Origin of the sequence: Bacillus sp. NPDC094064 (genome assembly GCF_050279585.1) — a bacterium.
In the GTDB taxonomy this organism is placed as follows: Bacteria; Bacillota; Bacilli; order Bacillales; family Bacillaceae_G; genus Bacillus_A.
The window spans coordinates 272,677-298,503 of the sequence record NZ_JBNNUI010000007.1; the positions used below are offsets into that span (position 1 = coordinate 272,677).

A 25,827-nucleotide genomic window follows, 5' to 3' on the forward strand; every position below is an offset into this window, starting at 1 on the left:
ACCAGTAGCACCAGTAGGACCAGTAACTCCAGTAAGACCAGTAAGACCAGTAGCACCAGTAGCACCAGTAGGACCAGTAACTCCAGTAAGACCAGTAGGACCAGTAGGACCAGTAACTCCAGTAACTCCAGTAAGACCAGTAGCACCAGTAGCACCAGTAGGACCAGTAACTCCAGTAACTCCAGTAAGACCAGTAGCACCAGTAGGACCAGTAACTCCAGTAAGACCAGTAAGACCAGTAGCACCAGTAGCACCAGTAGGACCAGTAACTCCAGTAAGACCAGTAAGACCAGTAGGACCAGTAACTCCAGTAACTCCAGTAAGACCAGTAAGACCAGTAGGACCAGTAACTCCAGTAAGACCAGTAGCACCAGTAGGACCAGTAACTCCAGTAAGACCAGTAGCACCAGTAGGACCAGTAACTCCAGTAAGACCAGTAAGACCAGTAAGACCAGTAGGACCAGTAACTCCAGTAGGACTTGTAGCACCAGTAGGACCAGTAACTCCAGTAGCACCAGTAATTCCAGTAGGACCAGTAACTCCAGTAGCACCAGTAATTCCAGTAGGACCAGTAACTCCAGTAACTCCAGTAAGACCAGTAAGACCAGTAGGACCAGTAACTCCAGTAGCACCAGTAATTCCAGTAGGACCAGTAACTCCAGTATAACCAGTAACTCCAGTAGGACCAGTAACCCCAGCAGGACCTGGTTCTACTGGGGGAATAGGGAATGCACATGGAAGAGGAAAATGTTTAGAAAAAGAATTGAATTTATTCAAATTTTTCACCCGCTTTTCTTTTGAAAATATATATTTTTTATTCTGCAATTTATAAGGCACTTCATTATTTTATGAATTACAGAATAAACATGATTGTTATGGTGACCTATTTTATTGATATTCAAACAATTAGATAGGAGGAATGAATAATTAATTAACTATGTGGGGTACAGCCAACGTACTAACATATTTTGTACGCTAAGGGGCTTATAAATCTTGTATCCTTATAAACTCTATAAACCTTGATTTTATAAGGATACAAGTTATGTTCTTAAAGGTATGGATTTCAAGAAATCGTTGTTGAGTACCGTGAGTATTCTCAAGATACTGCAGAGTTCACAACAAAGTTCTCATTAGAAGGAACGGATCGTCGTTTCACAAATGTAAACACACCAAAGGTAACAATACCAGTAGAGTTAGGTTAAGTTTCTATAATGCTTTCAGAATGAAAACATTATGTTTTTTTATGGGAACCAAGTTTATTTTTATCGTTGTGGGGAGCATTATAATTTTTGGTTGATGGCCATGGGATACTAACCCTAATATAATTAGAGTTGCGGTTGATCTATTGGGAAATCAATCGTATAATTTCATTTGCTAAATCTGAACGTAATTTATCACGAGGAGAGGGTATACAAAAAGCTCGAGCTAAGCCCGAGCTTTTTATTATTTCTTTTCTTCTTTTTTATCGTCAGTTTTTTTCTCTTCGAAAAGATCTTTGAAATCTTTATCTTCAACTTTTACGTCAGCTTTTTTGATTTCTTTCATCATAAGATCGTTCATGAATTCGCCATCTTGCATTTTCTTTTGAACTAAATCTTTTTTGATGTCAGCTTTAGATTGATCGAATGATTTTTCTGGTTCTTTAATGTCTGTTACTTTAATGATGTGGTAACCGAATTGTGATTTTACAGGTTCGCTTACTTCATCTTTTTTCAGTTTGTAAGCAGCATCTTCGAATTCTTTAACCATTTTACCAGGTCCGAAGAATCCTAAGTCTCCACCTTTTTCTTTTGAACCAGTATCTTCAGAGTATTGTTTCGCTAACTCTTCGAAAGATTTACCTTGTCCAAGTTCTTCTTTAACCTTTTTCGCAGTTGCTTCATCTTTTACAAGAATGTGGCTTGCTTTAATTTCAGGCTTGTAGTTGTCTTTTAGTTCTTTATCAGTGATTGTTTTTTCAACTGCTTTTTCTTGAGCTAATTGAGCACGCACACCATCTTTTATAGTTTCTTCTTTAATACCTTGTTGTTTTAATAGTGTATCGAATTGATCACCGTATTGTTTTTTCATTTCATCGAACTTTTTGTCTACATCTTTGTCTTCAACTTTGTAGTTGTTAATAAGTACTTTTTCCATAACCATGTTATTTAGTACTTGTTTACCAGCTTGAGTTTTCATTTGATCGTAGAATTCTTCTTTTGTAATGTCACCAGCTTTAGAGGTAACGATTTTTTCTGATGATGTTCCACATGCTGATAAGGCAATCACACTTGTAGCGGCTAATGCAAGCATAGCTTTCTTCATTCGATAAACACTCCTACTATTATGTATTTTTAATTTATCCTACACCAATGAACTCAAGTTCATAAGAGCCCGATTAAGTCTCACTGATACTTTTGCTTTTTATACACTGGTAAAGCGCGCTTAACAGGGCTTACCGAGGCTGAGGATAAAGTTTTGATGGATGTTTTGTTCTATAGTATAAGCAATATGTACAGAATTTAATATATCATATTTCGACGTCTTTTCCTATTGATAAAGAAAAATTAACCATATCGTGTCAGATTTTGAAAGTGTTCCATAGTGGGCATATGCCGCATATACAGAAAAGAGGAGGGGATGGGGATGAATTCTCAACTTATTTTATTACTTGTACTGTTTATTTTATTGGTTATAGTAGGTATAATTTGCTTATAGAGGAAAAAAATGAGGAAGGGGCTTTCCTTCCTCACTTTCCATGAAATATAATTTCTATATAACTAGAAATTAATAAAATTGTTATACATACATTAATAACCCGAAAGACACCGGGTTGGCGGCTCGCAGTTATTTGTTTTCGTTCACACAGTGTATGTGTCATGAAATTCGTGTAAAATATAACAAGAAGTGCGAATGCGACAAAAACAACTGTTATAAGTGTCATGAGGCGAGACCTCCTTTTGGCTAAAATACATATATATATTGTATCACACGATATTTTGTTCGTGTTACAAAATTCAGAAATAGAAGACTTTGTGTTAGAAAGTGAGGGAGAAAATGGACGTTGTTAGAAGATTAGAACAAGCTGAATACTACGTAGACCTACTATTTAAAATGATTGATGAAGAAAAGTGTCCATTTTATTCTTTGATCATAAAGAAAAAAGCTCGTAAAAAAGATATTGAACGTATACTGCAACTTTGTGAAATGCTGAACGAACAATACGTAGTGGAGAAAGCAGAAGGGCTTTTATTGTTCGATGCGCTGTTAGATCAATTTGAAAAAGCGCTTCCACATCAGCTCGAAGTATACGAAACTGCGGAAGCGCTAGCAAAACAAGGTTTATTTAAACCACTTATGAATGAATTTTTAAGCATGATTGCGAAAAAATAAATAGATTACTTCTTAACTAACTTCTGGTCGGATTCCATAAAGTTCTCATCAATATCTTCTAATGATTTCTCAAAAATATCGATAAATTCTTGTCCGTAAATATTACGCAGGATGGCAATCAGTTCGATGTTTTCTGGGAACTTCCCATAAAAATTACGAAGTGCAAGAGCTCCATTAAACACGGAATTATTTTCGGGCTTATACTCCTCCATTAAACAAAGTAGTAATTCTTCCCCTTTGTCTGTAATTTCAATGTACGTATTTCGTTTATCATCTTCTTTTTTCGAGAATACAAGATAGCCGCGTTCTTCCAGCTTTTTCGAGAAGTTAAACGCCGTTGATACGTGCATAACTCCAAACTTAGCAATCTCAGAAATAGAAGCCCCTTTTAAATGATAAGCGATTGATAAAATGTGATGCTCATTAATGTTTAAATCGTAAGGTTTAATCCACTGTTGCCAATCTTTCTCTACGCATTTCCATAACGCTTTCGATAATTGAGCAATGCGTTGGCTGAAAATCATCGCTTCTTTTACCGAGTAATCTTTTTCTCCACTTTTCATATACTCACCCACTTTAACATTCTTTTTCATTACTATCTATTATGCCAGTAAAATAAAAATTAATAAAGTCTTTTTGTGAGAATTGTGAAAATTTTTTGGAAAAACGACATTCTATACAAATCATGCATAACTAGGGAAGCGGTTTATGAGTCGTGAATACATGTGTTGTCCATACATGTTAAGGGATAACATATATTGTAAATGCATAAAAACACGGCATATCTATGTGATATGCCGTGTTAAGGTCAATTTATCTAAAAAATATTTGTTATATGCAAAAAACTAAGCAGGAATCTGTTTACGCTTTTTCTGGAACAGCTTCTTGCAGTTTCTCAATTGACTTTTGGATATCTAAAATTTCTTTTTCGATATGGCGCTTGTTTTGAGAAATATCTTGTTTCCAGTTAGAAAGCGTGTCTTGCATATCGTCTTTTAATTCTTGAAACACTTCTTTACCTTCTGAAGCAGTTTCAACGATTTGACGCTTTAATAACTTTGTATCAGCTGTAATATCAGCTAAAGTCTTTTTAATATCAGTTCCTTTTTCTTTCAGTTTGCCGCGCATGTCTTTACCAGAAGAAGGAGTTGAGAAAAGAACGGCTAGTCCAGCAACTGCTCCGCCACAAATAACACCTGTAATAAAGGATTTAGCTTTTGACATAAAAGGAGACCTCCTTATTTTTTGTTCATATTCATGATGTGAAAAAGTATGCATATCTTTCTTATATGTGCTAGGCACAAACAATGATCCCCGCGCATGTTAAGTGAAGAAACAAGTCATGCGTATGTGTAATCATTTTTGGGAATCGAATTGTTATGTATTACGTCTTCTTATAGTGTCACTATTTCACACTATTTGCAATTGTGCTTGCGATGTTTTGTAAACTTTCCATAGTGTATTCATTTTGGTGTGATTTCCAAACAGCACCGAAACCATCGTTTTCACCGTAGCGTGGAATTAAATGAAGGTGGAAGTGGAACACAGTTTGTCCAGCTTTTTCACCGTTATTGTTAAGTAGGTTAAAGCCAACTGGATTAAACTCTGCTTTCATTGCATTTGCGATTTTCGGAACGACAGCAAAAATGTGTGATGCGATTTCTGGCGTTAACGCAAAAATGTCTTGTTTGTGAACTTTTGGAATAACAAGTGTATGTCCTTTTGTTACTTGACTAATATCTAAAAATGCAAGTACATGTTCATCTTCGTATACTTTTGAGCAAGGGATTTGCCCGTCAATAATTTTACAAAAAATACAATTATCCGCTGTATGATTCATCGATCTCATCCTTTCAAATAGCCTTAGCCGTATTTTACCATAATTACATAATAGAACAAACACGAAAAACAGGAAGCTGACTCAGCTTCCTGCTTTCTGAAGATGGATTGAAAAAGCATTATCGTAATTTACGTTTCGCAGACACCCCATTTATTTAAGAAATGCATGGTAAATCGGCTAAAGTTTCTGCCGTAGACACCCCATTTTCAAGTGAAATGAATTGCAATCTTTTTTTAAGGAAATTGTTTATTTATAAAACAGTATATGCTCTTTCGGAGACACCCCGTTTCTAAAATGAAACAAATAATCTGGTTATGTGTAAATTTCTTTGTCCAACATGGACACCCCATTTCATGATGACTTACTATGTTGTTGTACTCATCAATTGGTGGTTGCTTTTTCAATGTGTTCCTTCTTCCTTAATTATGATGTCCGCTTTCGTAAAAATATATGCGAAGAAATTTAAATTTTTTTTTGAGGACATCGAAACTATGTAGGATCGTGCAATTTTTGGTAAGATGAATGTAGAATGAATACTAATGAAGAAAGTGGTGTCGTATGAGCGAGTTATTGCGTGTAGAAAAGGTTACAGGAGGATATACGAAACGCCCTGTACTAAAAGATGTTTCGTTCTCTGTTAATAAAGGCGAACTTGTCGGCTTAATCGGTTTAAATGGAGCTGGTAAAAGTACGACGATTAAACATATTATCGGTTTAATGGAACCGAAAAAAGGAACTGTTACAATTAATGGGAAAACACTTCGTGATGATATGACAGCGTATCGTTCTAGTTTCTCCTTCATTCCGGAAACACCGGTATTATATGATGAGTTAACGTTAGAAGAGCATTTGAAGTTAACAGCGATGGCGTATGGCGTTGATGAAAAGCAATATGAAGAACGTGTAGGACAACTACTACAAGAGTTTCGCATGAAAAATCGTTTGAAATGGTTTCCGTCTCATTTCTCAAAAGGGATGAAGCAAAAAGTAATGATTATGAGTGCATTTTTAGTGGAGCCATCTCTTTACATCGTAGACGAACCGTTCGTTGGGCTCGATCCGTTAGCGATTCAATCACTGCTTCAAATGATGGATCAAATGAAAAAGAGCGGCGCAGGTATTTTAATGAGCACACACATTTTAGCGACGGCAGAGCGTTATTGTGATTCGTTCATTATTCTGCATCAAGGTGAAGTAAGAGCGAAGGGAACATTATCGGAACTGCAATCCGAATTTCATATGCCAGGTGCAACGTTAGATGATATTTACATTGCGTTAACGAAGGAAGAAGATTATGAATAGCACAGCATTATGGAAAGAACGATTTCGACACTTTTTAAAAGAAGTTCGTACATATAGTAAATACGTATTTAATGATCACTTGAAATTTATTTTCGTGTTCATCATCGGTGCGGGAGCGTATTATTACCAGCAATGGTTACAAACGTTAACACCTTCGTTTCAGGCTGCACTCGTGATGGCCATATTAATTGGACTCGTTTTAACAGCTGGATCCATTCAAACGTTATTAAAAGAAGCAGACCTCGTTTATTTACTGCCAGTTGAAGAAAAGTTAAAGCCTTACTTCACAAAGGCATTTCTCTTTACGTTTATGATTCAGTTATACATAATCGCAATTGTAGCGGCAGCGCTTGCCCCGTTATATTTCCAACAAATGAAACAAACAGGTGCAGCATACATATGGCTCGTACTTGCGTTTGTCATTGTAAAAGCGTGGAATTTATTCGTAGCGTGGGAAAAGTCATTTTTAACAGATCAAAATATACAGAGAGCCGATTGGTTCATTCGATTTCTTTTAAACGGATTATTTGTTTATTTCCTTGTAGAACGTACTTCCGTTATGTTTATTGGTGGAATCGTTCTGCTCATGGCGTTATACCTTGCGATCCTGCATCAAATGGTGAAGGGAAAGCCGCTGAACTGGGAATATTTAATTTCTGAAGAAGGTAAGAAGATGATGCTGCTGTACCGCATTGCGAATATGTTCGTTGATGTACCAGCATTAAAAGAAAGAGTATCCCGCCGCAAATGGCTTGATTTCATTCTTTCGATAATCGGAGAAAAGCGTACGTATTTATACTTATATACGAGAACGTTCTTACGATCGGGCAACTATTTTGGATTATATGTACGCTTGCTCGCTCTTGGAGGAATTATTCTTTACTTCATTCCGTTTTTATATGGACGATTTATCGTAAGCCTTATTTTTCTATACTTAATCGGTTATCAGCTATTAACTTTATGGAAACATCACCGCATGAAGGTTTGGCTTGATTTGTATCCAGTAGGGGGGGAAGAGAAGAAGAAAGATTTCCTTACTTTATTAAATGCAATCCTCATTACTGGTAGCATTATCTTTACAATTGTATTTCTACTAGCGACGAAAGATTTCATGATGACGGGAATTTTATTAGTCGTAAGCATAGTATTTAGTATCGGTTTCGTTTATCAATACGGTGCAAAACGCATTGAGCGCTTAAATTGAAAGGAATGAACCTATGATTACATATGAAGAAAAGGTTATAAAAGAATTGGAGCGGTGGAAAGCTACATTCATGAAAGATTCTTCTATGATGACACGGTTCTCTAAAAAAGTGCAGGTGAAAGTGCAACAACTAGTGCCCGCGAAAGTGCAAAAGGTACTAACAGAAACGATTCGGATGATGGTGCAAACAATTAGTGCTGGATCAAACTTCATAAAACCGAAGCTAAAAGAAACGAACTGGTCACTGCAAAGACGTGACGATGAAGTACGTAAAAAAATAGATGAGTACAAAAAAATAGCTGCAGCAGAAGGAGCAGGGACGGGCGCTGGTGGTATTCTTCTTGGCCTTGCTGACTTTCCGCTTCTACTTACAATTAAAATTAAATTTTTATTCGATGCAGCGACATTATATGGATTTGATACGAGTAACAAAGAAGAGAGGCTCTTTATCCTTCACGTATTCCAGCTTGCCTTTTCAAGTGATGATCACCGAAAAGAAATATGGAAAGCGATTGAAACGTGGGATACAGTAGAAGAAAATCATATGGACTGGGAAAAGTTCCAAACAGAGTACCGAGACTATATCGATTTAGCGAAGATGTTGCAGCTCGTCCCGGTAATCGGCGCCCCGGTCGGTGCGTATGCGAACTATCAATTACTGCAACGACTTGGAGAAGTGACGATGAATTGTTATCGTATGCGGTTATTGAGTAGGAATTGAGTTGCTTTACAAAAAGAAGGCATTCTAAATTACACATTTAGGATGCCTTTTTTTATTTCACTTTATTGTATTCATAGAAAATCAATAGGAACGTACCACCATAGCAACTTTTAAACATCTAAGCTTGCTAGTGATGTGACGTTATCCCTATCAGAATATTTTTGTTAAAGGGTTGACCCATCAACCCGATTTATTATATGTTATAAAAGTAAGAAAATTCAATCAATTATAAGTGGAAGAAAGGAGAGCATGGATATGCCAATTATCCATATGAAGGGTTAAAAACTATTGGAATTCATTTTTAGTAAACCATTATTACATGCGGAGGTAGAATATGTTAAGACGTCGAGCTGGGTTGAAAAAACTGGTAACCGTGTCCTTATCAGCGGGTATGCTGTTTTCTATGCTTCCAACAGCATCTGCTACTACAATTAAAAAGAATTACTCCATTAATAACGTTTCTGATAATCAAAGCTATAAGACTATAGGCAAAATTACTAAGGTTTCGAAAGAAGGAAATAACGTATACTTTGACTTGAACACAGGTGAAAAAATAAAAATTAACTTTCTAAAAAATAATGTTTTTCGATTAAATTTGGACCCAAAGGGTGTTTTTGAAGAATATCCAACTCCAAATAAATCTGAGCATGAGACGAAAATTATCGATAAGAATGTTAGCGATTACAAAAAGGAATATGGATCGATTGACATTAGGGTCGATGAAAGAGATAACAAGGTCTATAAAATATCTACTAATGCTTTGGAGTTAAGAATAGATAAAGATACCTCAAAGATGAGCCTGTACGATAAAAAAAGAGCGAAGATTCTTTGGAGTGAAAGTGAACCGCTAAAGCATTCGAACGGAAGTACAGTTCAAACCCTCGATACAAAAGAAAGTGAATATTTCTACGGTGGAGGTCAACAGAATGGGTTTTATGCCCATAAGAATAATTCTATAAATATTGCAGTCGGGGGAGGTTGGGATGCAGGAGCTGCATCAAGTCCAGTTCCTTTCTATTTAAGCACTGAGGGCTACGGAGTCATGCGAAATACTTTTAAGCCGGGCGTTTATGATTTTACCAAAACATCTACCTTTGCACACAATGAAGACAGATTTGATGCTTATTATTTTGTAGATGATTCCATTCCAAACATCATTAACGAATATACAGAATTAACTGGGAAACCAGCCCTTATGCCAAAATCTGGTTTCTATTTAGGGCATGCTGACTGTTTTAATGGAACTCATAATGGTCATAAGGATCAACGAACACTCCTAGATAATGGATTAAATACAGTAAATCAATATGCAGAGAATGATATGCCTTTAGGATGGATATTACCAAATGACGGCTATGGATGTGGGTATGGCGGATTAAATAATTTGGAACAATTTGTTGATAAAGCAAATGACCAGAAAGTAGAGGTAGGTTTATGGACACAAAGCAGTCTTTATCCAGATCCGAATTTACCTGGAGATAGTCCGTTACGCAGAGACCTGGATGGGGAAGTAAAAGCAGGTGTAAGAGCAATAAAGACAGATGTTGCATGGGTTTGGGAAGGATATTCCATGGCCTTAAATGCCACACGACAAGCAGCAGAAGGAATTCAAAAAGCAGAGAATTCGGGTGGCGCACGTCCATTTGTTATTTCGCTAGATGGATGGGCTGGTACTCAGCGTTATGCTACATTATGGTCAGGCGACCAATATGGCGGTAATTGGGAGTACATAAGAATGCACATCCCTACTTACATTGGCGCAGGTTTATCAGGAAATCCAAACGTTGGTTCAGATATGGATGGTATATTTGGCGGAGATCCAAAAGTACAGACACGTGATTTCCAATGGAAAGCATTCACTCCTATTCAAATTGATATGGACGGCTGGGCATCGGGAGGTAATGATTACAGTAAGTCTAAAAATCCATGGAATTATGGTGAACCTTATGCATCGATTAATCGGATGTATTTAAAATTAAAGTCACAAATGATGCCTTATATATACACGATTGCTGAGGAATCTACATCAAAATCCATGCCGATGGTTCGAGGGATGATGTTAGAAGCTCCGAATGATCCGTATGCGTACGGGACACAAACACAGTATCAATATATGTGGGGGCCAAATCTATTAGTAGCACCAATATATGATGGAAACTCTAACGATGCTGAAGTAAGGAACGATATTTATCTTCCAGATAAAAATCAAGTTTGGATCGATTATTTTACAGGTGAGCAATATCAGGGAGGTTCGGTCCTTCATAATTTTAAAGCTCCACTATGGAAGACCCCTGTATTTGTTAAGGCTGGTGCAATTATTCCAATGGCACCAGAAAATAATTCTATTAATGAATTAAATGGTTCGGAAAATAGAATATTTGATGTTTATCCATCGGGAGAATCAGAGTTTACCCTATATGAAGATGATGGTAAAACTGTTGAGTATAAGGAAAAGAAAAATACAACAACGAAGGTCACTTCAAAGGTAAGCAAGGAAAAAGCTGTTATCACTGTCGATACTGCAAAAGGAAAAGGCTATAAAGGGATGGTTAAAGACAGGGGCACAGAAGCGATTGTCAATACGCGTGTAAATCCAAAGAATGTAAAGGTTAAGGTTGGAAATAAAGATGTTAAATTAAGGCAAGTTACAAGTGAAGAGGAATATAACAAATCAGAAAACGTGTATTTCTATAATGAAAGTCCAAACCTGAACAAATATGCTACAAAAGGCTCAGCGTTTGAACAGACTGAAATTATTACATCACCAAAGCTTTATATTAAAGTAGGAAAAACAGATATCACGAAAAATAAAATAACTTTTACAGTAGATGGCTTTGATAATACTCAAAAGAAGGATGTAGTAGATAAAGAAGTACCGACTATTCCATCAGGGCTTAAAGCTGATGAGGCAAACATAACAGATAGAGAGATTAAATTAGATTGGAACAAGGTTGACGGTTCGAATCCAACATATGATTTAATGATTGATGGTGTGGTTCATACAAATGTGTTTAAGTCAAGTGACAGTGGGCAAGCGCCATTCTATCTCCATACAGGTCTAACATCTGATACAGAACATTCTTATAAAATAAGAGCAACAAATACAAAAGGATCATCAGGCTGGAGTGATGAAATCAAAATAAGAACAAAGCTTGACCGATACAGAAATGTCCCTAAGGATATGACTGCAAAAGCAGATAGTGAGCAGCCGGGAGAAGAAGCATCTCTAGCTGTAGATGGGAAGGATGAAACAAAGTGGCATACTGCATGGGGAGATTCGGGCAATAAACTGCCACATACATTTGAGATTGATATGAAATTAGCTTATGAATTAGATAAGCTTGAGTATATGCCAAGACCAGGTGCGGGGAATGGTACGATATTAAAATACAATTTAGACGTAAGTCTAGATGGAAAAACTTATAAAAACATCATTACTGATGGAACATTTGAGAGAAATGACGAAACGAAAGTCATTGATTTTCAAGGGAATACTACTGCAAGGTATATTAAGTTGACCATTACAAACTCTGTAGGCGGCTTTGGAAGTGCAATGGAATTTAGACCGTACAAAAAGGATAAAACCGTGGGAACGGTTGTTGGTGAAAATATACCAAATGGAAAAATTGATGAAGATGACCTTCTCTTCTTTGCAAGCTATATGGGTGTCGATCAAACTGAAGCTTGGGAACAGGTTTCAAAGGTGGATATTAATTTCAATGGTGTAATAGACGCATACGATTTAATGTATGTAGCATCACAATTGGGTCAAAAACCACTTCAAGCAACAGGCAAACCGATTGCCGGATTATTGGATATTAGACCTAGTAAGAAGGAGTTAAAAGCAGGAGAGGAATTTTCAGTAGAAATAATAGGTGCAGGATTAAAGGATATTAATGCATTCAACTTAGAACTAAAACTAGATCCTAACAAATATGAATTAGTGAAAGAGTGTAAGCCTGACGGGACTTGCGGTGCAAATATTGTTTCGGCTTCCAATGAAACTGCTAATATGTTGAACTATTCTTTACTTGCGGGGATCGGAAAGCCTGAACAACGAATTATGGCTGCATTTTCTAACAAGGGAACACAAAATACATTAGAAGGTACAAAGACATTAGCCACGATTAAGTTAAAGGCTAAGAAAGATATTAGTTTTGATATGCCGATAACAAGATCATTACTGATTAATACAGCCTTTGATACTATTGATAAAATAGGAGAGGTTTTAAATCCTGGCCAAGAACCTGGAGAGGTGGAACAACCACAAGAGCCTAAGGAACTACAATTATCAAATAAAGATATGACGGTTACTGGTGAAGGGGAAAAGATGCAGGACGGTGCACTAGCTTTTGCCAACCTTATTGACGGTGAGATAAGCGAAAGTTCATTGGCGGAATTGAAATGGAGTCTCACTGGAAATGAAGGGATTTCACTACCGTTACCCGTAGATTTCAACTTTACTAAACCACAAGAATTGACTAAATTTATTGTTTATAATCGTCCGCAATATACGAATGGCAAAATTAAAACATTAAGTGCCAAAGTATATACTGAATCTGGAAAAGAGTATGATCTAGGTGCAAAAAGTGTTACCTTCGACGATAAATCAGTAACTTTCGATTTAACAGCGGCTGCTATACCTGCTGGAACTAAAGTTACAAAGTTATCGATTAACTTTGAGGAATCGCACAGTGGGCCTCTTATGTTGTCTGTTGCAGAGGTAGAAGTCTTTGTAAAGAATCCTGCTTAGGTAGAGAAAATAAATATCTCTTATTATCTTAATGGTGTTAGGGTTAACCCTAACACCATAATCTTTATTATGATTGGGGAGAAAATTAAGATGTATATGAAAAAGATGCTGTCGCTGTTCGTATCTACTGTCATTGTGGTGAGCGTTATACTCCCGATTGGCAGCAACTCAAGTTCAACAAAAGTTTCAGCTGCCGGGTCAAGCTTTGTAAACATAGCAAAGGACAAAGTAGAAATTGGAAATGATGCAATCACAAGAGTTATTGATGTATCCGATTCCAAGTTGAAGACAAAAATAGTCTCTAACAAAAGAATTGGAAAGGACTTGGTTCCTGAAGGAGGTTCGGAGGATTTTGCCATCCATTTGGTCTCCGAGAAGCAAACATCTGAAGAGCCGCCAAAAGAGAAAAATGTACAAATTCCTGATGCGAACAAACCGAAAATACAGCTTGACAGAACAAATTGGACGGCAACAGTCTATGATTCTGTGGGAAAAGCCAAAGATGGTGCAACCATGCTGGATGGCGATAACAACACTTACGTAGATTTTTCGGATGGAAACAAGACATGGCCATATGAAGTTGTGATTGACTTAAAGGAAGACAAAACAATTGGATCGTTTGGCTATCAAAAAAGGCCAGGATTCCAAGGCCAGGCATATGGAATCAATGGAACAATAGGAAAATATGAAATCAAGGTTAGTAGCGACGGGGAAAATTGGGTAGATGCAGGAACGGGAGAATTTTCGTCAAAAGACTTTAACCTACACAAAGTAGATAATCTCTACAATGTGGGAGATATGGTCTATGGAAATTTAACAGGGGCGAAAACAGCAAGATACGTAAAGATTGTTCAATTAAGTGGTGCATTAACAAATGATATTTCATTTACTGGTGCTGAACTTTACCTGTTTGAAGATACCGTTCGACAAGATAACAACAATCCTGGAGACACTAATAAAGGAATGATTAAGTCAAGTGAATTAACGATTAAACAAGTAAATGAAGAAAAATACAAAACGGGGAAACGAATTCAATTCGTGTTTGAAGAGTATGAAAAGTATAACTCGGTATGGACCATTAAGTACAACGTATTTGTAGAGGACAATGCCCCTTATTTAAGAAGTAATCTTGAAATTGCATCTTCAAATAAAGATATCACCTTCGACTATATCGATGTGGATCAATTCGCACTGCCCAAAAATGTGGAAGGACTATTCCATCACCCGCCGCTAAAGGATATTTCCTCCATGTGGATTGGAAAATATGAATTAGTTTTGGGGCAGCCAATTTATGCAAATGGTATGTTCTTTGGATCAGAATTTCCTGCCTCAGACACAGATGTAGTAAATAACACGATGCAGGTTCGATATTACTCAGGCAAGAATTTTAAAAAGCTAGCAGAAGACAAGCAGCTCAATACGGATGGAAGCTTTACGACTTGGAATAGCGTCATGGGCGCTGCAGCTGGAGCGGATAAAGACGTTGTTCAAACTGACTTTTTTGCCTATATCAATGATATTGCTACAAAGACGGAATTCCGAAAGCAATATAATTCCTGGTATGACAATATGATGGATATTACAGATGAGAGTATCGCTAATTCATTCTATGGTACGGAAAAAGAGTTGAGCAAAAATGGCGTAGAGCCTTTGGATTCTTATGTTGTAGATGATGGCTGGAATGCCTATGAAACTGTTAATTCCACTGGACAGGAAACGAAAGCGCCATATGATAACCAAACTGGGTTCTGGGAATTCAACAACAAATTTCCTAATGAATTATATCCGGCAAGTGATATGGCAAAGAAATTTGGCTCAACGTTTGGACTGTGGCTTGGCCCTCAAGGCGGCTACAATTACTTTGGCGGGTTTGCCGAATTTCTTGAAAAGAATGGCACAGGACATGTGACCAATGATTATTGGAAAAGCGTAGACGTAGGCTCCAAAACATATGTAAACAATCTGACGAAGATCTTTTTAGATTATCAAAACAGATTTGATATTGAATATTGGAAGCTAGATGGATTTGCTGTGAGACCTTCAGCCGATAAAGACAATCAGCACATGGTTGGCGGCGACCACAATATGTATTATACATCAGATCTTTGGGAAACATGGATTGATACCTTTAAATCCATGAGACAAGAAAGGGAAGAAAAAGGCAGGGGTCTATTTTTAAACCTTACCTGCTATGTAAACCCAAGTCCGTGGTTGCTGCAGTGGGCAAATACGATTTGGATTCAAGACTCCGGTGACAATGGATTTTTGAGCACCTACGGTGGAACCCAGGCAGAACAAATGATGTCATACAGAGACAATGTTTACTTTAACATTTTTAAGAAAAATGATCTGCAGTTCCCGTTGAAAAATGTATATAATCATGACCCGATTTACGGAGTTTCTGCAGGGATAAACTTTACCGATGATGATTTTAGAAATTATTTGATGATCAATGCCACAAGAGGAACGGCATTCTGGGAATTATATTTTTCACCGAGTATGATGAATGATGCTAAATGGAGAATAACAGCTGATGTATTGGGGTGGGCCGAAAGTCATTCAAAGACGCTTGAAAAAGCAAAACTATTTGGGAAGCGGCCAGATCAAGGTGGAGTTTACGGCTATTCGGCTTGGAACAGTGGCGAAGGAATTGTTTCATTTAGAAATGCCAGCAATAAAGAACAAAGCTATACGTTGACATTAGATAATACTGTAGGTGTTCCAACGGATTTAGATAATGCAAAAATGGTACAGACTCTGCCAAGAGTTGATGAAACCAAAGTGGAGAAGATGAGCTATGGCGATACGTTAACAGTAACCCTAGCCCCTCATGAGTCAAGAATCTATCAAGTTACCAGCAAAGATCAGACACCTGCCAAGGTTATCTCTGTAAAGAATACAAAAGAGAATACTGTGCGAGTAAAATTTGATCAGAGGATTCAGAATCCAACTATCACTGTTAATGGGAAGCATGCAGATGCCACTATTTTGGAAGATTATCGATCCATTGAGGTTAGCAATGCTAAACAGATTGGTAAGGAAAACAAAGTAGACATTAACGTCGAAAACATCTGGGGTACTCCTACTGTTACCAAGAAGGATTTCCACGGGTACGAAAATGGCTATGCGGCAAAGCTGTTGGAGAAAACGGATGTTGAGAATGGAGAAAGCTTGGAGACTTTCCATTTTGAAAAAGCAAATATTGATTTGTACAGCATCAATCATAAAGAATATAAATTTAAGAAACAAATTCCATTGGTAGGAACAGACGACTTTTCTATCTCATTTAAGTTTAGATCTTCAGGTAATAACCAAGTCATTTTAAACCAGGAAGGTGCCTATTCTATTGCGGTTGACGAAAACGGATATCTCAACTTTACTGTAGGAGACGATGTTGTCAATTCAAAGACGAATGTAACGACTGTTGCTGAAAAGGCGAATGGAACTTTTGGAACGACAGAATACAAACCAACGACAACAAATGAAACGGTTAAGGGGAAAGTTAACGATGGAACCCTGCATGATGTAAAGGCAGTTAGAGAAGCAAATGGGATGATTAAGCTTTATTTAGATGGAGAACTCTTGTCATCAAAATACGTTAAAGAAAGATTCTCATTGCCAAAAGGAAAAATCACCCTCGGCAGTAAAAAAACAAATCTGCAGATTGCAGATGTAGAAATTAGAAATGAAGCGGTAGCGTATGATGAGGCAAAAAAATCTTATGAAGATCTTAATTTAACGCCTGGACGTAAGGAATTGGACAGAACTGGATTTAAGGCATCTGCCGATTCAGAGGAGCAAAAAGCCGGGGGAAATGAAGGAGCGGCAACTAATGTATTAGACGGGAAAACCTCTACATGGTGGCACACGCAGTACAATGGAGCAAGCCCTATAGCACCTCATTGGTTAACCATTGAAATGCCGGAAGTTAAACCTGTTGACGCTTATGAGTATGTAAGCAGAGACGGAAACGGTAACGTGAAAAAGTATGAATTGCAAGTTTCGGATACGAATGACGATGGCAGCTGGAAAACTGTGAAATCTGGAGAAATGCAGGATGGCGGAAGTACTTTAATTAAGTTCGATCAACCAGTTGAAGCCAAATTCTACAGATTATACATCACGGAAACATATGGAAGTCCGGCTAATACATTTGCATCGGCTGCCGAAATAAAGTTGTATAAGTACAATGAAGGAGCTGCGGATTTTTCAAAATTAGCCGCTGCTTACAAAGAAATGATTCTTTTCGATGATAAGCCTTATTCAAAGAAAAGTTTAGATAGCTCAGGATTTAATGCTTTAAAGGATAGAGTTGTAAATGTATATAAAAATCCTAATTCAGCACAACCGGAAATAGATGCAGCGTCTTCTGATTTCACACAAAACTTTGCGGCTATTTTATCCAGGTTGAAGCAAAAAGGCCAATAAAAACTTTAGCAGCTCTAGTAGCGAAAGGTTCATTGAGAGAAGAGAAATCTATAAGATGATGATTTCTTTTCTCCTTTTAAAATGTAAGCTTTATTCATCAATCCGTTTATTGTGCATTTGAATTATATTAATGATTTGTATTTTGTGAAAAAACAGAAGAATTAAATGGATTGATAAGGGGGAGGCTGTCGAATTCTTTTCCTTGAAAATTAAAAGTTTTTTAACTTGTTGGGTTGACCCTACATTGTGGCGTGATATAATGAAATTACTTACAATATTCAGACTATTCTCGCAACCTAATTGTTATGAGTTTTTCTTCCGTTTAACTTATACCATCAACCCGATGTTGCAAAGAGCGTGGAATGGATTTTTTAAAGAAAAATCGTCCTCCTATATACTGGAACATAATAATGGTGTTGTTGGTGCAAGATTGCGAGTATTCGAAAGAGTTTAAAGAGGAGTGGTCGTATATGTTTACATTCAGTCAAGAAAAATTAGTACCACTAGGTGCACAAATCACAACCGCAGAAATAAAACAGCAGCCTGATCTATGGGCTGAAACCTTTGCATTGTATACGGATAGAAGCAGTGAGATTGAAAAGTTTTTACTAAAAATATCAATGAAACACGACCGGATTCGCGTTATTTTTACTGGTGCCGGAACATCTGCCTATGTTGGTGATCTCGTTACCCCATACCTAAAGGAAAAAGTGGATGAAAAACAGTGGGAATTGCTGAGTATTCCGACAACTACCTTGGTATCCAATCCTTATCAATTTCTAAAAGCGGATTTTCCAACCTTACTCGTTTCGTTTGCAAGAAGCGGTAACAGCCCAGAAAGTGTTGCTGCCGTCAAATTAACGGAGCAAATTGTGACTGATTTGTACCAGCTCACAATTACTTGTAATAAGGACGGTCAATTGGCCAAGCGAGCAGCAGGTGATGAAAAAAATTTATTGCTTTTGATGCCTGAAAAATCGAATGATCAAGGATTTGCGATGACGGGAAGTTATACGTGCATGGCACTATCGACTTTGCTCGTTTTTGATTCTAAGTCCCTGGAAGAAAAATCGTCCATTGTAAAAATAATTCAGCAAATGGGTGAAAGTGTCATTCAAAGAGAAGGCGTCATTGAAGCGATTATCAATCGTGATTTTGACCGCATCATTTATTTAGGATCTGGCAGTTTAGAAGGTTTAACGAGAGAAGCACAATTAAAATTATTAGAACTGACAGCTGGAAAAATTGTCACGGCTTTTGATTCGCCGTTAGGCTTCCGGCATGGTCCTAAATCATTTGTGAATGAAAAGTCCGTTGCTTTTGTGTTTGTTTCCAACCAACCGTATACACGCCAATACGATTTAGATATGTTAAAAGAAATGAAGCAGGAAAACATTGCAAGCTATATATGTGCCATCGAGGTCGATGGAGAAACCAATTATGATGGGAACACATTTAGTTTCAGCAGAGAGGCCCAATATATACCAGATGCTTACTTAGCCTTACCTTTTGTCATGGTTGGTCAGACGGTTTCGTTGCTGGCTTCGATAAAGGTCGGCAATACACCGGATAACCCATCTCCCACAGGAACAGTGAATCGTGTCGTTAAAGGTGTAACCATCTATGAATACCAGTAATTTGGGTAGGGAGAGCAGTAAGCCAAGGTTTATTTTTGCCGATCGGTTTTTTCTTGAGGGGAAGGTCGTAGGGCCTGGTTTTTTGGAAATAATAGATGGGAAATTTGGTTTTTTTTCTGAAAACCAGTCTGATGAAGCGGCAGAAATCATTGATTACGCGGGGCATTGGATTGCACCTGGTTTAGTAGATACACATATTCATGGATTTCAAAATCACGACATTATGGACAATGATTTTCAAGGATTGAATGAGATATCTGAAGGACTTCTTTCTTGCGGAGTTACTTCGTTTTTGCCGACAACCTTAACCTCTTCAACAGAAGCGTTGAATCAAGTAACTGAAATGATTGGTACCAATTATACGAAAGTCAGGGGAGCCAAAATTAAAGGTATTTTTTTAGAAGGGCCATTTTTTACCGAAAAACATAAGGGGGCACAAAATACGAAATATTTTTGTGACCCATCCATTGAAAAGTTGAAAGATTGGCAGAAATTATCCAATGATTCTATTAAAAAAATTGCGATTGCACCTGAAAGAAAAGGTGCAGCGGAATTTATTGAATATGCTGTCGGTGAAGACATAGCTGTAGCGTTAGCTCACAGTGATGCAACTTATGAAGAAGCAAAGCAAGCGGTTGAGAGAGGAGCTTCGATTTTTGTTCATGCGTTCAATGGAATGAGCCCGCTGCACCATCGTGAGCCAGGGATGGCCGGCGCTGCTATGAATCTAAAAGATGTTTTTGCGGAAATCATTTGTGACGGACACCATGTTCATCCTGCTGCCGCCAATATTTTAATGAATGCACGCGGCAGAGATCAAACCGTTTTGGTCACTGATTGTATGATGGCTGGAGGAATGCCGGAAGGAACCTATCAGCTTGGAGAATATGCTGTAGAGGTGATAGGTGGTGCCGCTCGTATCGAGAGTGGCAGTTTAGCAGGCAGTGTTTTACAGCTGAAAGATGCAGTGAAAAATGTCGTTGATTGGGGGATTGCCACCCCAGAAGAAGCGATCTATATGGCAAGTACCGCACCTGCTCAAAGTATTGGGATGGATGGGGAATGCGGGAAAATTGCTCAGGGTTATGCCGCTGACTTTATTGTGTTGAATCCTGAACTGGAATTGATGGCGACGTACCTTGATGGTGCTTGTCGTTACCATTTACGGAAAGAGGGAGTGCGATAATTTGAGCTGTCACGATGAATCTATGCATTGATATTTTCTTTCCTTGAACTATTTGCTTTATGATTTGCTTTTTACATTTTTCCATTCGATTTATTTGGGAATAACTCTAGATAGCCCATCACCATCTGGTATGGTAAACCGGGTTGTTAAAGGAGTAAAAATATATCTATTCCAGCCATCATATTTATAGGGGGTAACATCATGCCGAATATTTTGCTAACAAGAATCGATAACCGATTGGTTCATGGTCAAGTAGGAGTTACATGGGTTAATCATTTAGGAGCTAATTTAATTGTCGTCGCAAATGATGAAGTGTCTGAAGATGAGGTACAACAGGATTTAATGGAAATGGTTGTCCCGGGGTCAATCGGAATTCGCTTTTTCTCAATCCAGACTACTATCGATGTGATTCACAATGCAGCAGATGAACAGCATATCTTTTTAGTTGTAAAAACACCACAAGATGTGTTGCGACTTGTAGAGGGCGGTGTGCCAATTGACAAGGTGAATATTGGAAATATGCATTTTTCTCAAGGGAAAACACAATTATTCTCTACCGTGTCTGTTGATGCAGATGATAAAGAGTCGTTTAGGAAGCTGCGTGACTTGGGAGCAAAACTTGAGGTACGCCGTGTTCCAGATGAAAGACCAGATGATATTTATAAACACTTATAGAAAGAAGTGAGAATGAATGGATAATCACATGCTGCTTCAAGCTTTATTAGTTGCTATATGGGCTGGAATTGCAGGGATAGACCTGTTTAACGGATTGTTTCATATTCACCGGCCAATTGTAACCGGTGTCATTATTGGTTTGATTTTTGGGGATGTAACAACAGGGGTTATGACAGGTGCTGCTATGGAGTTAGTGTGGGCCGGTATGGTGCCGCTTGCTGGGGCACAGCCACCAAATGTTGTTATTGGAGGAATAATCGGAACATCGTTTGCGATTTTGACAGGACAAGAGCCAACGGTGGCAATCGGTATTGCTGTTCCGTTTGCAGTTGCAGTTCAGGCATGTATAACTCTCATGTTTACTGCTTTTTCTCCGGTCATGCACAAGGCTGACCAATATGCACAAGAGGCTAACACAAAGGGAATTGAACGGATTAATTATTTTGGAATTCTTACATTATTTATATTCTATTTTGTTATTGCTTTTTTACCAATTTATTTTGGCGCAGAAAGTGCTAAAGCGGTCGTAGAGATTTTACCAAAATGGCTTATTAGTGGCCTTGGTGTTGCTGGGGGAATGATGGCTGCAATTGGTTTTGCGATGCTATTAAAAATTATGTTAAAAAAACAATACGTTGCCTTTTTAATCGTCGGATTTATTTTAGTCACATATATGAAAATGCCGGTTATTGCTGTTGCTTTAATTGGGATTGCCATCGCGCTATACGATTATTTCAAAGTAAATTCTGGTGATGGATCAGTAAGAGGGGGGACAAAACGTGGAATCTAAACAAGTAGAAACGATAATGGATCATACGAGCAGTCCGGAATATTATCAAGACGTTGCCACAGAAAAGGTTTTAACTAAAAAAGATTTAAACAAGATGGTATGGCGCTCTCTTTTACTTCAAGCGTCATTTAACTATGAAAGAATGCAGGCCGCAGGATGGTTATATTCGCTTTTACCAGGATTGAAAAAGATTCACAAAAATAAGCATGATTTAAGTGAATCTATGAAAAGTCATATGGAATTCTTCAACACGCATCCATTCCTTGTAAACATTATTATGGGGATTATCCTTGCGATGGAGGAAAAGAAACAAAATCGAAATATGATTAGATCTATTCGAGTAGCCATGATGGGACCGCTTGGTGGAATTGGTGATGCTCTATTCTGGCTAACCCTCCTGCCCATTTGTGTTGGTATAGGTGCTTCACTTGGGCAAGATGGAAACCCTATGGGGGCAGTGGTCTTTCTATTAATTTTTAACACAGTTCATTTTGCTCTTAGATTTGGGTTAATGCACTACGGTTATAGTGCCGGAACAAATGCTATCAGTTCTTTAAAGGAAAATACTAAAAAAGTAGCACATGCAGCATCTATTGTTGGGGTAACAGTTGTTGGCGCATTGATTGCCTCATTCGTAAAGTTAGAATCAAGTTTAGTGATCCATGCTGGTAAGGCAAAAATTGCTCTACAAAAGGATTTACTCGATAAACTCGTACCAAACTTATTGCCTTTGGCATACACTTTATTAATGTACTATCTATTAAAAAAGGGATTTTCTCCAGTTAAGCTAATTATCATTACTGTTATCATCGGTATTATTGGTAAAATTCCATTTCCATTTGGAACCATTTTATAATATTTAGCATGTTAGGAGGATTTTTAATATGAATGGTTTGATTATTAGCGGTCATGGATCGTTTGCAACTGGTCTTCAATCTTCGGTAAAACTAATCGTTGGAGATCAACCCAATGTGGAATACGTGGATTTTCTTGAATGCGATTCAACATGCGATCTTGAGAAAAAGCTGCTTGAGGCTTTTTCAAGATTACAAAAATGTGAGTCTATCTTAGTCTTATGTGATTTAGTTGGCGGTTCTCCGTTTAAAACGGCCGTTTCACTTACGCATGGGAAGGAAGGTTCTGCTGTAGTTGGCGGAACAAATCTTGCGATGGTCCTCGAAACCGTTTTACTAAAGGACGGACTTCAAATCGATGGATTAAGAGATTTAGCAATCAATACTGGTAAAGAAGCGATTAAAGGTTTTCAAAAGTCGGAGCGTCCAAGATTCAAAGAGTCTAGTATTTAATGAAAGCGATGAAGGATAGAGCAATCTATCAATCTAATAATTGTGACTGTCCCGATAAGGAATAGGATAGAACAGAACTACAACTGAATATTGTAGAGTGGATAGTTTTTTGAGAGTATTTATCTGAAGATTAAAACATTTAATGCGTTGCATTAAATGTTTTAGTCTTAATGTGTTAGCCTTATAAGTTATGGTTACATAATAGAATTACTTAAAACAATCTAACTATTATTTTCATAATAAAGTTTATATGAGTGTTTCTTTCGTTGTAACTTGTACCAACAACCCGATATTACAATCGTTTTTGGGGGAGAAGAAATTGAGGTACAGGAACATGAAAATGGCAATAGGCATTGATATTGAAGGGACAAAAATTATCGCGGGCAGTATTTTGCAAGTCAAAGAGGCTGTCAAAAATGTCGTTGATTGGAGAATTGCGACCAGTGAGGAATCCCTCTATATGGAAAAAACAGCATCCGCGGAAAGCAGTGGCATCGATGGGGAAGACGATAAGATTACGAACTGTTATGATGCTGGTTTTATCACATTAACACCGGAGCTCGAGTTAACTGGCACGGTTTGCTGGCTTCAATCTGAGAACTTGCTAGGGAAAGAGGGAGTAAGATGATTTTAGCTGTCACTATGAATCCATCCGTTGATATTTCCTATCCAATTCAAGATTTTAAGTTAGATGATGTAAATCGTGTGGGAAATGTTCGAAAAACCGCCGGCGGAAAAGGGTTAAATGTCGCCCGGGTTGTCAAACAGATGGGCGAAGACGTTTTGGCCACAGGTGTCATTGGCGGGACTATTGGCGATTACATTATTCAAGAATTGACGAAAAGTGATATCAGGAATCATTTTTATAAAATTAATCAAGAATCAAGAAACTGTATCGCGATTCTGCATGAAGGCAAGCAAACTGAAATCCTCGAAACCGGGCCAAGTGTATCCGCGGAAGAAGGAAATGCTTTTTTAGAAACATATCGGGAACTGCTGTCTGAAGTTTCTATTGTCACGATTTCGGGTAGTTTACCAAAAGGTCTTGAGTCTGGATTTTACCGTCAGATGGTCGAAATGGGCCGGGAGAAGGGAATTCCCGTAATTGTTGATACATCAGGAGAGCCGCTCCGACAGGTTTTGAACCATCATGTAAAACCCTTTGCAATCAAACCGAATATCTCAGAGCTGTTCCAGCTTTTTGGCATGGAAGTGGAGGAGAGCATAAGCAGCTTGAAGCAACTGTTAAACAATAATTTATTTCATGGGATTGAATGGATTGTCGTTTCGATGGGAGCGGCGGGTTCTTTTCTCAAGCATGGTGCAGATTATTACCGGGTTACTATTCCTGCTATTGAGGTCATGAACCCTGTTGGATCAGGTGATGCAACTGTTGCAGGATTAGCGGTTGCCCTGAGACGAAAGCAAGCCGTTTCGGACATCCTGAAAACTGCGATGACGACAGGCATGCTCAATACGATGGAAGAGGGAACAGGTTATATTGATCCAGAGAAGTTCGGTCAATTTTTTGAAATGGTAGAGGTTATTAAAATAGATTAATAGAGGTGATTGTTGATGTTAACATTAACAAATAATAAATTAGCAGCTCTTAAGCGTTTATCAGATGAGAATGGAATTATCGGAGCTTTGGCAATTGATCAACGTGGTTCATTAAAGAAAATGATTGTAGCTGGAAGTGAGAATAATGTCGGAGATGAGGGCATCATTCGCTTCAAAGAGTTGGTTTCTGAAGAGTTAACACCATATGCAACGTCTATTCTATTGGATCCGGAATATGGTCTGCCAGCTGCGAAAGTTCGTCATTCGGATGCGGGGTTATTAGTGGCGTATGAAAAAACAGGTTATGATGCAACAACCGAGGGGCGATTGCCTGATTTATTGCCAGAGTGGTCCGTTAGACGTCTGAAGGAAGCTGGAGCAGATGCAGTTAAGTTTTTATTGTATTATGATGTAGATGAAGATGAAAAAATTAATGACTATAAGCACGTTTATATGGAACGAGTTGGATCTGAGTGTGCGGTAGAAGACATTCCGTTCTTCCTTGAAATAGTGACTTACGATGCCAAAAATGATGATGTGAAAAGCATGGAGTATGCCAAAGTGAAGCCTCATAAGGTTATCGAGGCCATGAGGGAATTCTCTAAACCACAATACAAGGTGGACGTATTAAAGGTAGAAGTTCCAGTAGATATGCAGTTTGTAGAGGGTTACGCAGATGGTGAGACAGCCTACAGCAAGGAAAAAGCGGCTGCGTATTTCAAAGAGCAAAGTGAGGCAACAAATCTGCCGTTTATCTTCTTAAGTGCCGGCGTCAGTGCAGAATTGTTTCAAGAAACCCTGACATTTGCGAAAAAATCCGGCTCAACTTTCAATGGTGTTCTCTGTGGCCGAGCAACATGGAAAAATGGTGTCGCTCAATTTGCCGAAAATGGTGAACAAGCCGGACGTGCTTGGTTACAAGAAAACGGCAGGAAAAATATCCAAAGACTAAATATTGTCTTGAAAGAGACAGCATGCCCCTGGTTTGCAAAAATTTCAGGGTAAGAAAGTGTGGGGTAAGGTTCTCACTCTTCCTTATATTTGATTTATTT

The 25,827-nt window shown here is 38.0% G+C and carries 20 protein-coding genes and 1 pseudogene; 15 read left to right on the forward strand and 6 right to left on the reverse strand.

The features are described 5' to 3' along the window. The 3 genes and pseudogenes from ACQKNI_RS17910 to ACQKNI_RS17920 form a co-directional block, all read right to left on the reverse strand. Positions 1-777: pseudogene (locus ACQKNI_RS17910) on the reverse strand (BclA C-terminal domain-containing protein); the annotation flags it as partial. Between the two features lie 666 nt (positions 778-1,443). After that, positions 1,444-2,304 carry a peptidylprolyl isomerase PrsA gene (prsA, locus tag ACQKNI_RS17915; protein ID WP_088232648.1) on the reverse strand — a complete coding sequence of 287 codons (861 nt, stop codon included), beginning with the start codon at positions 2,302-2,304 and terminating at the stop codon, positions 1,444-1,446. A gap of 424 nt (positions 2,305-2,728) precedes the next feature. Further along, complete coding sequence (locus tag ACQKNI_RS17920) at positions 2,729-2,923, reverse strand: hypothetical protein (RefSeq protein ID WP_048656387.1); 195 nt, start codon at positions 2,921-2,923, stop codon at positions 2,729-2,731. A gap of 113 nt (positions 2,924-3,036) precedes the next feature. Here ACQKNI_RS17920 and ACQKNI_RS17925 point away from each other — a divergent pair, with 113 nt between their 5' ends. Next, positions 3,037-3,372, forward strand: a complete 336-nt coding sequence (locus ACQKNI_RS17925; protein WP_088232647.1) for a DUF1878 family protein — start codon at positions 3,037-3,039, stop codon at positions 3,370-3,372. A gap of 5 nt (positions 3,373-3,377) precedes the next feature. On the opposite strand, the gene ACQKNI_RS17930 is transcribed toward ACQKNI_RS17925, so the two are convergent. The 3 genes from ACQKNI_RS17930 to ACQKNI_RS17940 all read right to left on the reverse strand — a co-directional run bounded on the left by ACQKNI_RS17930 (position 3,378) and on the right by ACQKNI_RS17940 (position 5,212). After that, on the reverse strand, positions 3,378-3,935 hold the full coding sequence (locus tag ACQKNI_RS17930; protein WP_088232646.1) for an HTH-type transcriptional regulator Hpr: 558 nt from the start codon (positions 3,933-3,935) through the stop codon (positions 3,378-3,380). A 298-nt stretch (positions 3,936-4,233) separates the two neighbouring features. After that, on the reverse strand, positions 4,234-4,596 hold the full coding sequence (locus ACQKNI_RS17935; RefSeq protein ID WP_071711168.1) for a YtxH domain-containing protein: 363 nt from the start codon (positions 4,594-4,596) through the stop codon (positions 4,234-4,236). A gap of 181 nt (positions 4,597-4,777) precedes the next feature. Next, on the reverse strand, positions 4,778-5,212 hold the full coding sequence (locus tag ACQKNI_RS17940) for an HIT family protein (RefSeq protein ID WP_088232645.1): 435 nt from the start codon (positions 5,210-5,212) through the stop codon (positions 4,778-4,780). A 558-nt stretch (positions 5,213-5,770) separates the two neighbouring features. Here ACQKNI_RS17940 and ecsA point away from each other — a divergent pair. The 14 genes from ecsA (at position 5,771) to lacD (ending at position 25,780) form a co-directional block, all read left to right on the forward strand. Then, a complete protein-coding gene (gene ecsA / locus ACQKNI_RS17945) occupies positions 5,771-6,514 on the forward strand; it encodes an ABC transporter ATP-binding protein EcsA (RefSeq protein ID WP_088232644.1) in 744 nt (247 codons plus the stop codon). Then, the gene (gene ecsB / locus ACQKNI_RS17950) at positions 6,507-7,718 is read left to right on the forward strand and encodes an ABC transporter permease EcsB (protein WP_088232643.1); all 1,212 of its coding nucleotides are present in this window, start codon (positions 6,507-6,509) and stop codon (positions 7,716-7,718) included. The genes ecsA and ecsB overlap by 8 nt, the downstream gene beginning before the upstream one ends. Before the next feature lie 13 nt (positions 7,719-7,731). Continuing rightward, complete coding sequence (gene ecsC, locus ACQKNI_RS17955) at positions 7,732-8,439, forward strand: ecs operon protein EcsC (protein WP_088232642.1); 708 nt, start codon at positions 7,732-7,734, stop codon at positions 8,437-8,439. Between the two features lie 391 nt (positions 8,440-8,830). Next, positions 8,831-13,192 (forward strand): discoidin domain-containing protein, encoded by a 4,362-nt coding sequence (locus tag ACQKNI_RS17960; RefSeq protein WP_427282579.1) that lies wholly within the window; start codon positions 8,831-8,833, stop codon positions 13,190-13,192. Positions 13,193-13,282: 90 nt separating this feature from the next. After that, positions 13,283-17,620, forward strand: a complete 4,338-nt coding sequence (locus ACQKNI_RS17965; RefSeq protein WP_427282568.1) for a discoidin domain-containing protein — start codon at positions 13,283-13,285, stop codon at positions 17,618-17,620. Between the two features lie 470 nt (positions 17,621-18,090). Further along, the gene (gene agaS / locus ACQKNI_RS17970; protein ID WP_427282569.1) at positions 18,091-19,257 is read left to right on the forward strand and encodes an SIS domain-containing protein; all 1,167 of its coding nucleotides are present in this window, start codon (positions 18,091-18,093) and stop codon (positions 19,255-19,257) included. Beyond that, complete coding sequence (gene nagA / locus ACQKNI_RS17975) at positions 19,244-20,443, forward strand: N-acetylglucosamine-6-phosphate deacetylase (protein WP_427282570.1); 1,200 nt, start codon at positions 19,244-19,246, stop codon at positions 20,441-20,443. The genes agaS and nagA overlap by 14 nt, the downstream gene beginning before the upstream one ends. Before the next feature lie 201 nt (positions 20,444-20,644). Continuing rightward, complete coding sequence (gene agaV / locus ACQKNI_RS17980) at positions 20,645-21,118, forward strand: PTS N-acetylgalactosamine transporter subunit IIB (RefSeq protein ID WP_088232639.1); 474 nt, start codon at positions 20,645-20,647, stop codon at positions 21,116-21,118. 16 nt (positions 21,119-21,134) lie between these two features. After that, positions 21,135-21,908: a PTS N-acetylgalactosamine transporter subunit IIC gene (gene agaW / locus ACQKNI_RS17985; RefSeq protein ID WP_088232638.1), complete on the forward strand. Its 774-nt coding sequence runs from the start codon at positions 21,135-21,137 to the stop codon at positions 21,906-21,908. Then, complete coding sequence (locus ACQKNI_RS17990; RefSeq protein WP_427282571.1) at positions 21,898-22,764, forward strand: PTS system mannose/fructose/sorbose family transporter subunit IID; 867 nt, start codon at positions 21,898-21,900, stop codon at positions 22,762-22,764. The genes agaW and ACQKNI_RS17990 overlap by 11 nt, the downstream gene beginning before the upstream one ends. Positions 22,765-22,792: 28 nt before the next feature. After that, a complete protein-coding gene (gene agaF / locus ACQKNI_RS17995; RefSeq protein WP_088232637.1) occupies positions 22,793-23,215 on the forward strand; it encodes a PTS galactosamine/N-acetylgalactosamine transporter subunit IIA in 423 nt (140 codons plus the stop codon). A 319-nt stretch (positions 23,216-23,534) separates the two neighbouring features. Continuing rightward, positions 23,535-23,843, forward strand: coding sequence for a hypothetical protein (locus tag ACQKNI_RS18000; protein WP_088232636.1), 309 nt, complete (start codon positions 23,535-23,537; stop codon positions 23,841-23,843). Further along, positions 23,840-24,775, forward strand: coding sequence for a tagatose-6-phosphate kinase (gene lacC / locus ACQKNI_RS18005; RefSeq protein WP_088232635.1), 936 nt, complete (start codon positions 23,840-23,842; stop codon positions 24,773-24,775). Before ACQKNI_RS18000 ends, lacC begins: the two co-directional genes overlap by 4 nt. A 15-nt stretch (positions 24,776-24,790) precedes the next feature. Then, entirely contained in the window at positions 24,791-25,780 is a 990-nt protein-coding gene (gene lacD / locus ACQKNI_RS18010; RefSeq protein WP_088232634.1) for a tagatose-bisphosphate aldolase, read from the forward strand. Positions 25,781-25,827: the final 47 nt, after the last annotated feature.

Excerpts from the sequence above, each read along its gene's own strand:
- prsA (WP_088232648.1), bottom strand. The coding sequence starts at position 2,304 with ATGAAGAAAGCTATGCTTGCATTAGCCGCTACAAGTGTGATTGCCTTA.
- ACQKNI_RS17920 (WP_048656387.1), bottom strand. The coding sequence starts at position 2,923 with ATGACACTTATAACAGTTGTTTTTGTCGCATTCGCACTTCTTGTTATA.
- ACQKNI_RS17925 (WP_088232647.1), top strand. The coding sequence starts at position 3,037 with ATGGACGTTGTTAGAAGATTAGAACAAGCTGAATACTACGTAGACCTA.
- ACQKNI_RS17930 (WP_088232646.1), bottom strand. The coding sequence starts at position 3,935 with ATGAAAAGTGGAGAAAAAGATTACTCGGTAAAAGAAGCGATGATTTTC.
- ACQKNI_RS17935 (WP_071711168.1), bottom strand. The coding sequence starts at position 4,596 with ATGTCAAAAGCTAAATCCTTTATTACAGGTGTTATTTGTGGCGGAGCA.
- ACQKNI_RS17940 (WP_088232645.1), bottom strand. The coding sequence starts at position 5,212 with ATGAATCATACAGCGGATAATTGTATTTTTTGTAAAATTATTGACGGG.
- ecsA (WP_088232644.1), top strand. The coding sequence starts at position 5,771 with ATGAGCGAGTTATTGCGTGTAGAAAAGGTTACAGGAGGATATACGAAA.
- ecsB (WP_088232643.1), top strand. The coding sequence starts at position 6,507 with ATGAATAGCACAGCATTATGGAAAGAACGATTTCGACACTTTTTAAAA.
- ecsC (WP_088232642.1), top strand. The coding sequence starts at position 7,732 with ATGATTACATATGAAGAAAAGGTTATAAAAGAATTGGAGCGGTGGAAA.
- ACQKNI_RS17960 (WP_427282579.1), top strand. The coding sequence starts at position 8,831 with ATGCTGTTTTCTATGCTTCCAACAGCATCTGCTACTACAATTAAAAAG.
- ACQKNI_RS17965 (WP_427282568.1), top strand. The coding sequence starts at position 13,283 with ATGTATATGAAAAAGATGCTGTCGCTGTTCGTATCTACTGTCATTGTG.
- agaS (WP_427282569.1), top strand. The coding sequence starts at position 18,091 with ATGTTTACATTCAGTCAAGAAAAATTAGTACCACTAGGTGCACAAATC.
- nagA (WP_427282570.1), top strand. The coding sequence starts at position 19,244 with ATGAATACCAGTAATTTGGGTAGGGAGAGCAGTAAGCCAAGGTTTATT.
- agaV (WP_088232639.1), top strand. The coding sequence starts at position 20,645 with ATGCCGAATATTTTGCTAACAAGAATCGATAACCGATTGGTTCATGGT.
- agaW (WP_088232638.1), top strand. The coding sequence starts at position 21,135 with ATGGATAATCACATGCTGCTTCAAGCTTTATTAGTTGCTATATGGGCT.
- agaF (WP_088232637.1), top strand. The coding sequence starts at position 22,793 with ATGAATGGTTTGATTATTAGCGGTCATGGATCGTTTGCAACTGGTCTT.
- lacC (WP_088232635.1), top strand. The coding sequence starts at position 23,840 with ATGATTTTAGCTGTCACTATGAATCCATCCGTTGATATTTCCTATCCA.
- lacD (WP_088232634.1), top strand. The coding sequence starts at position 24,791 with ATGTTAACATTAACAAATAATAAATTAGCAGCTCTTAAGCGTTTATCA.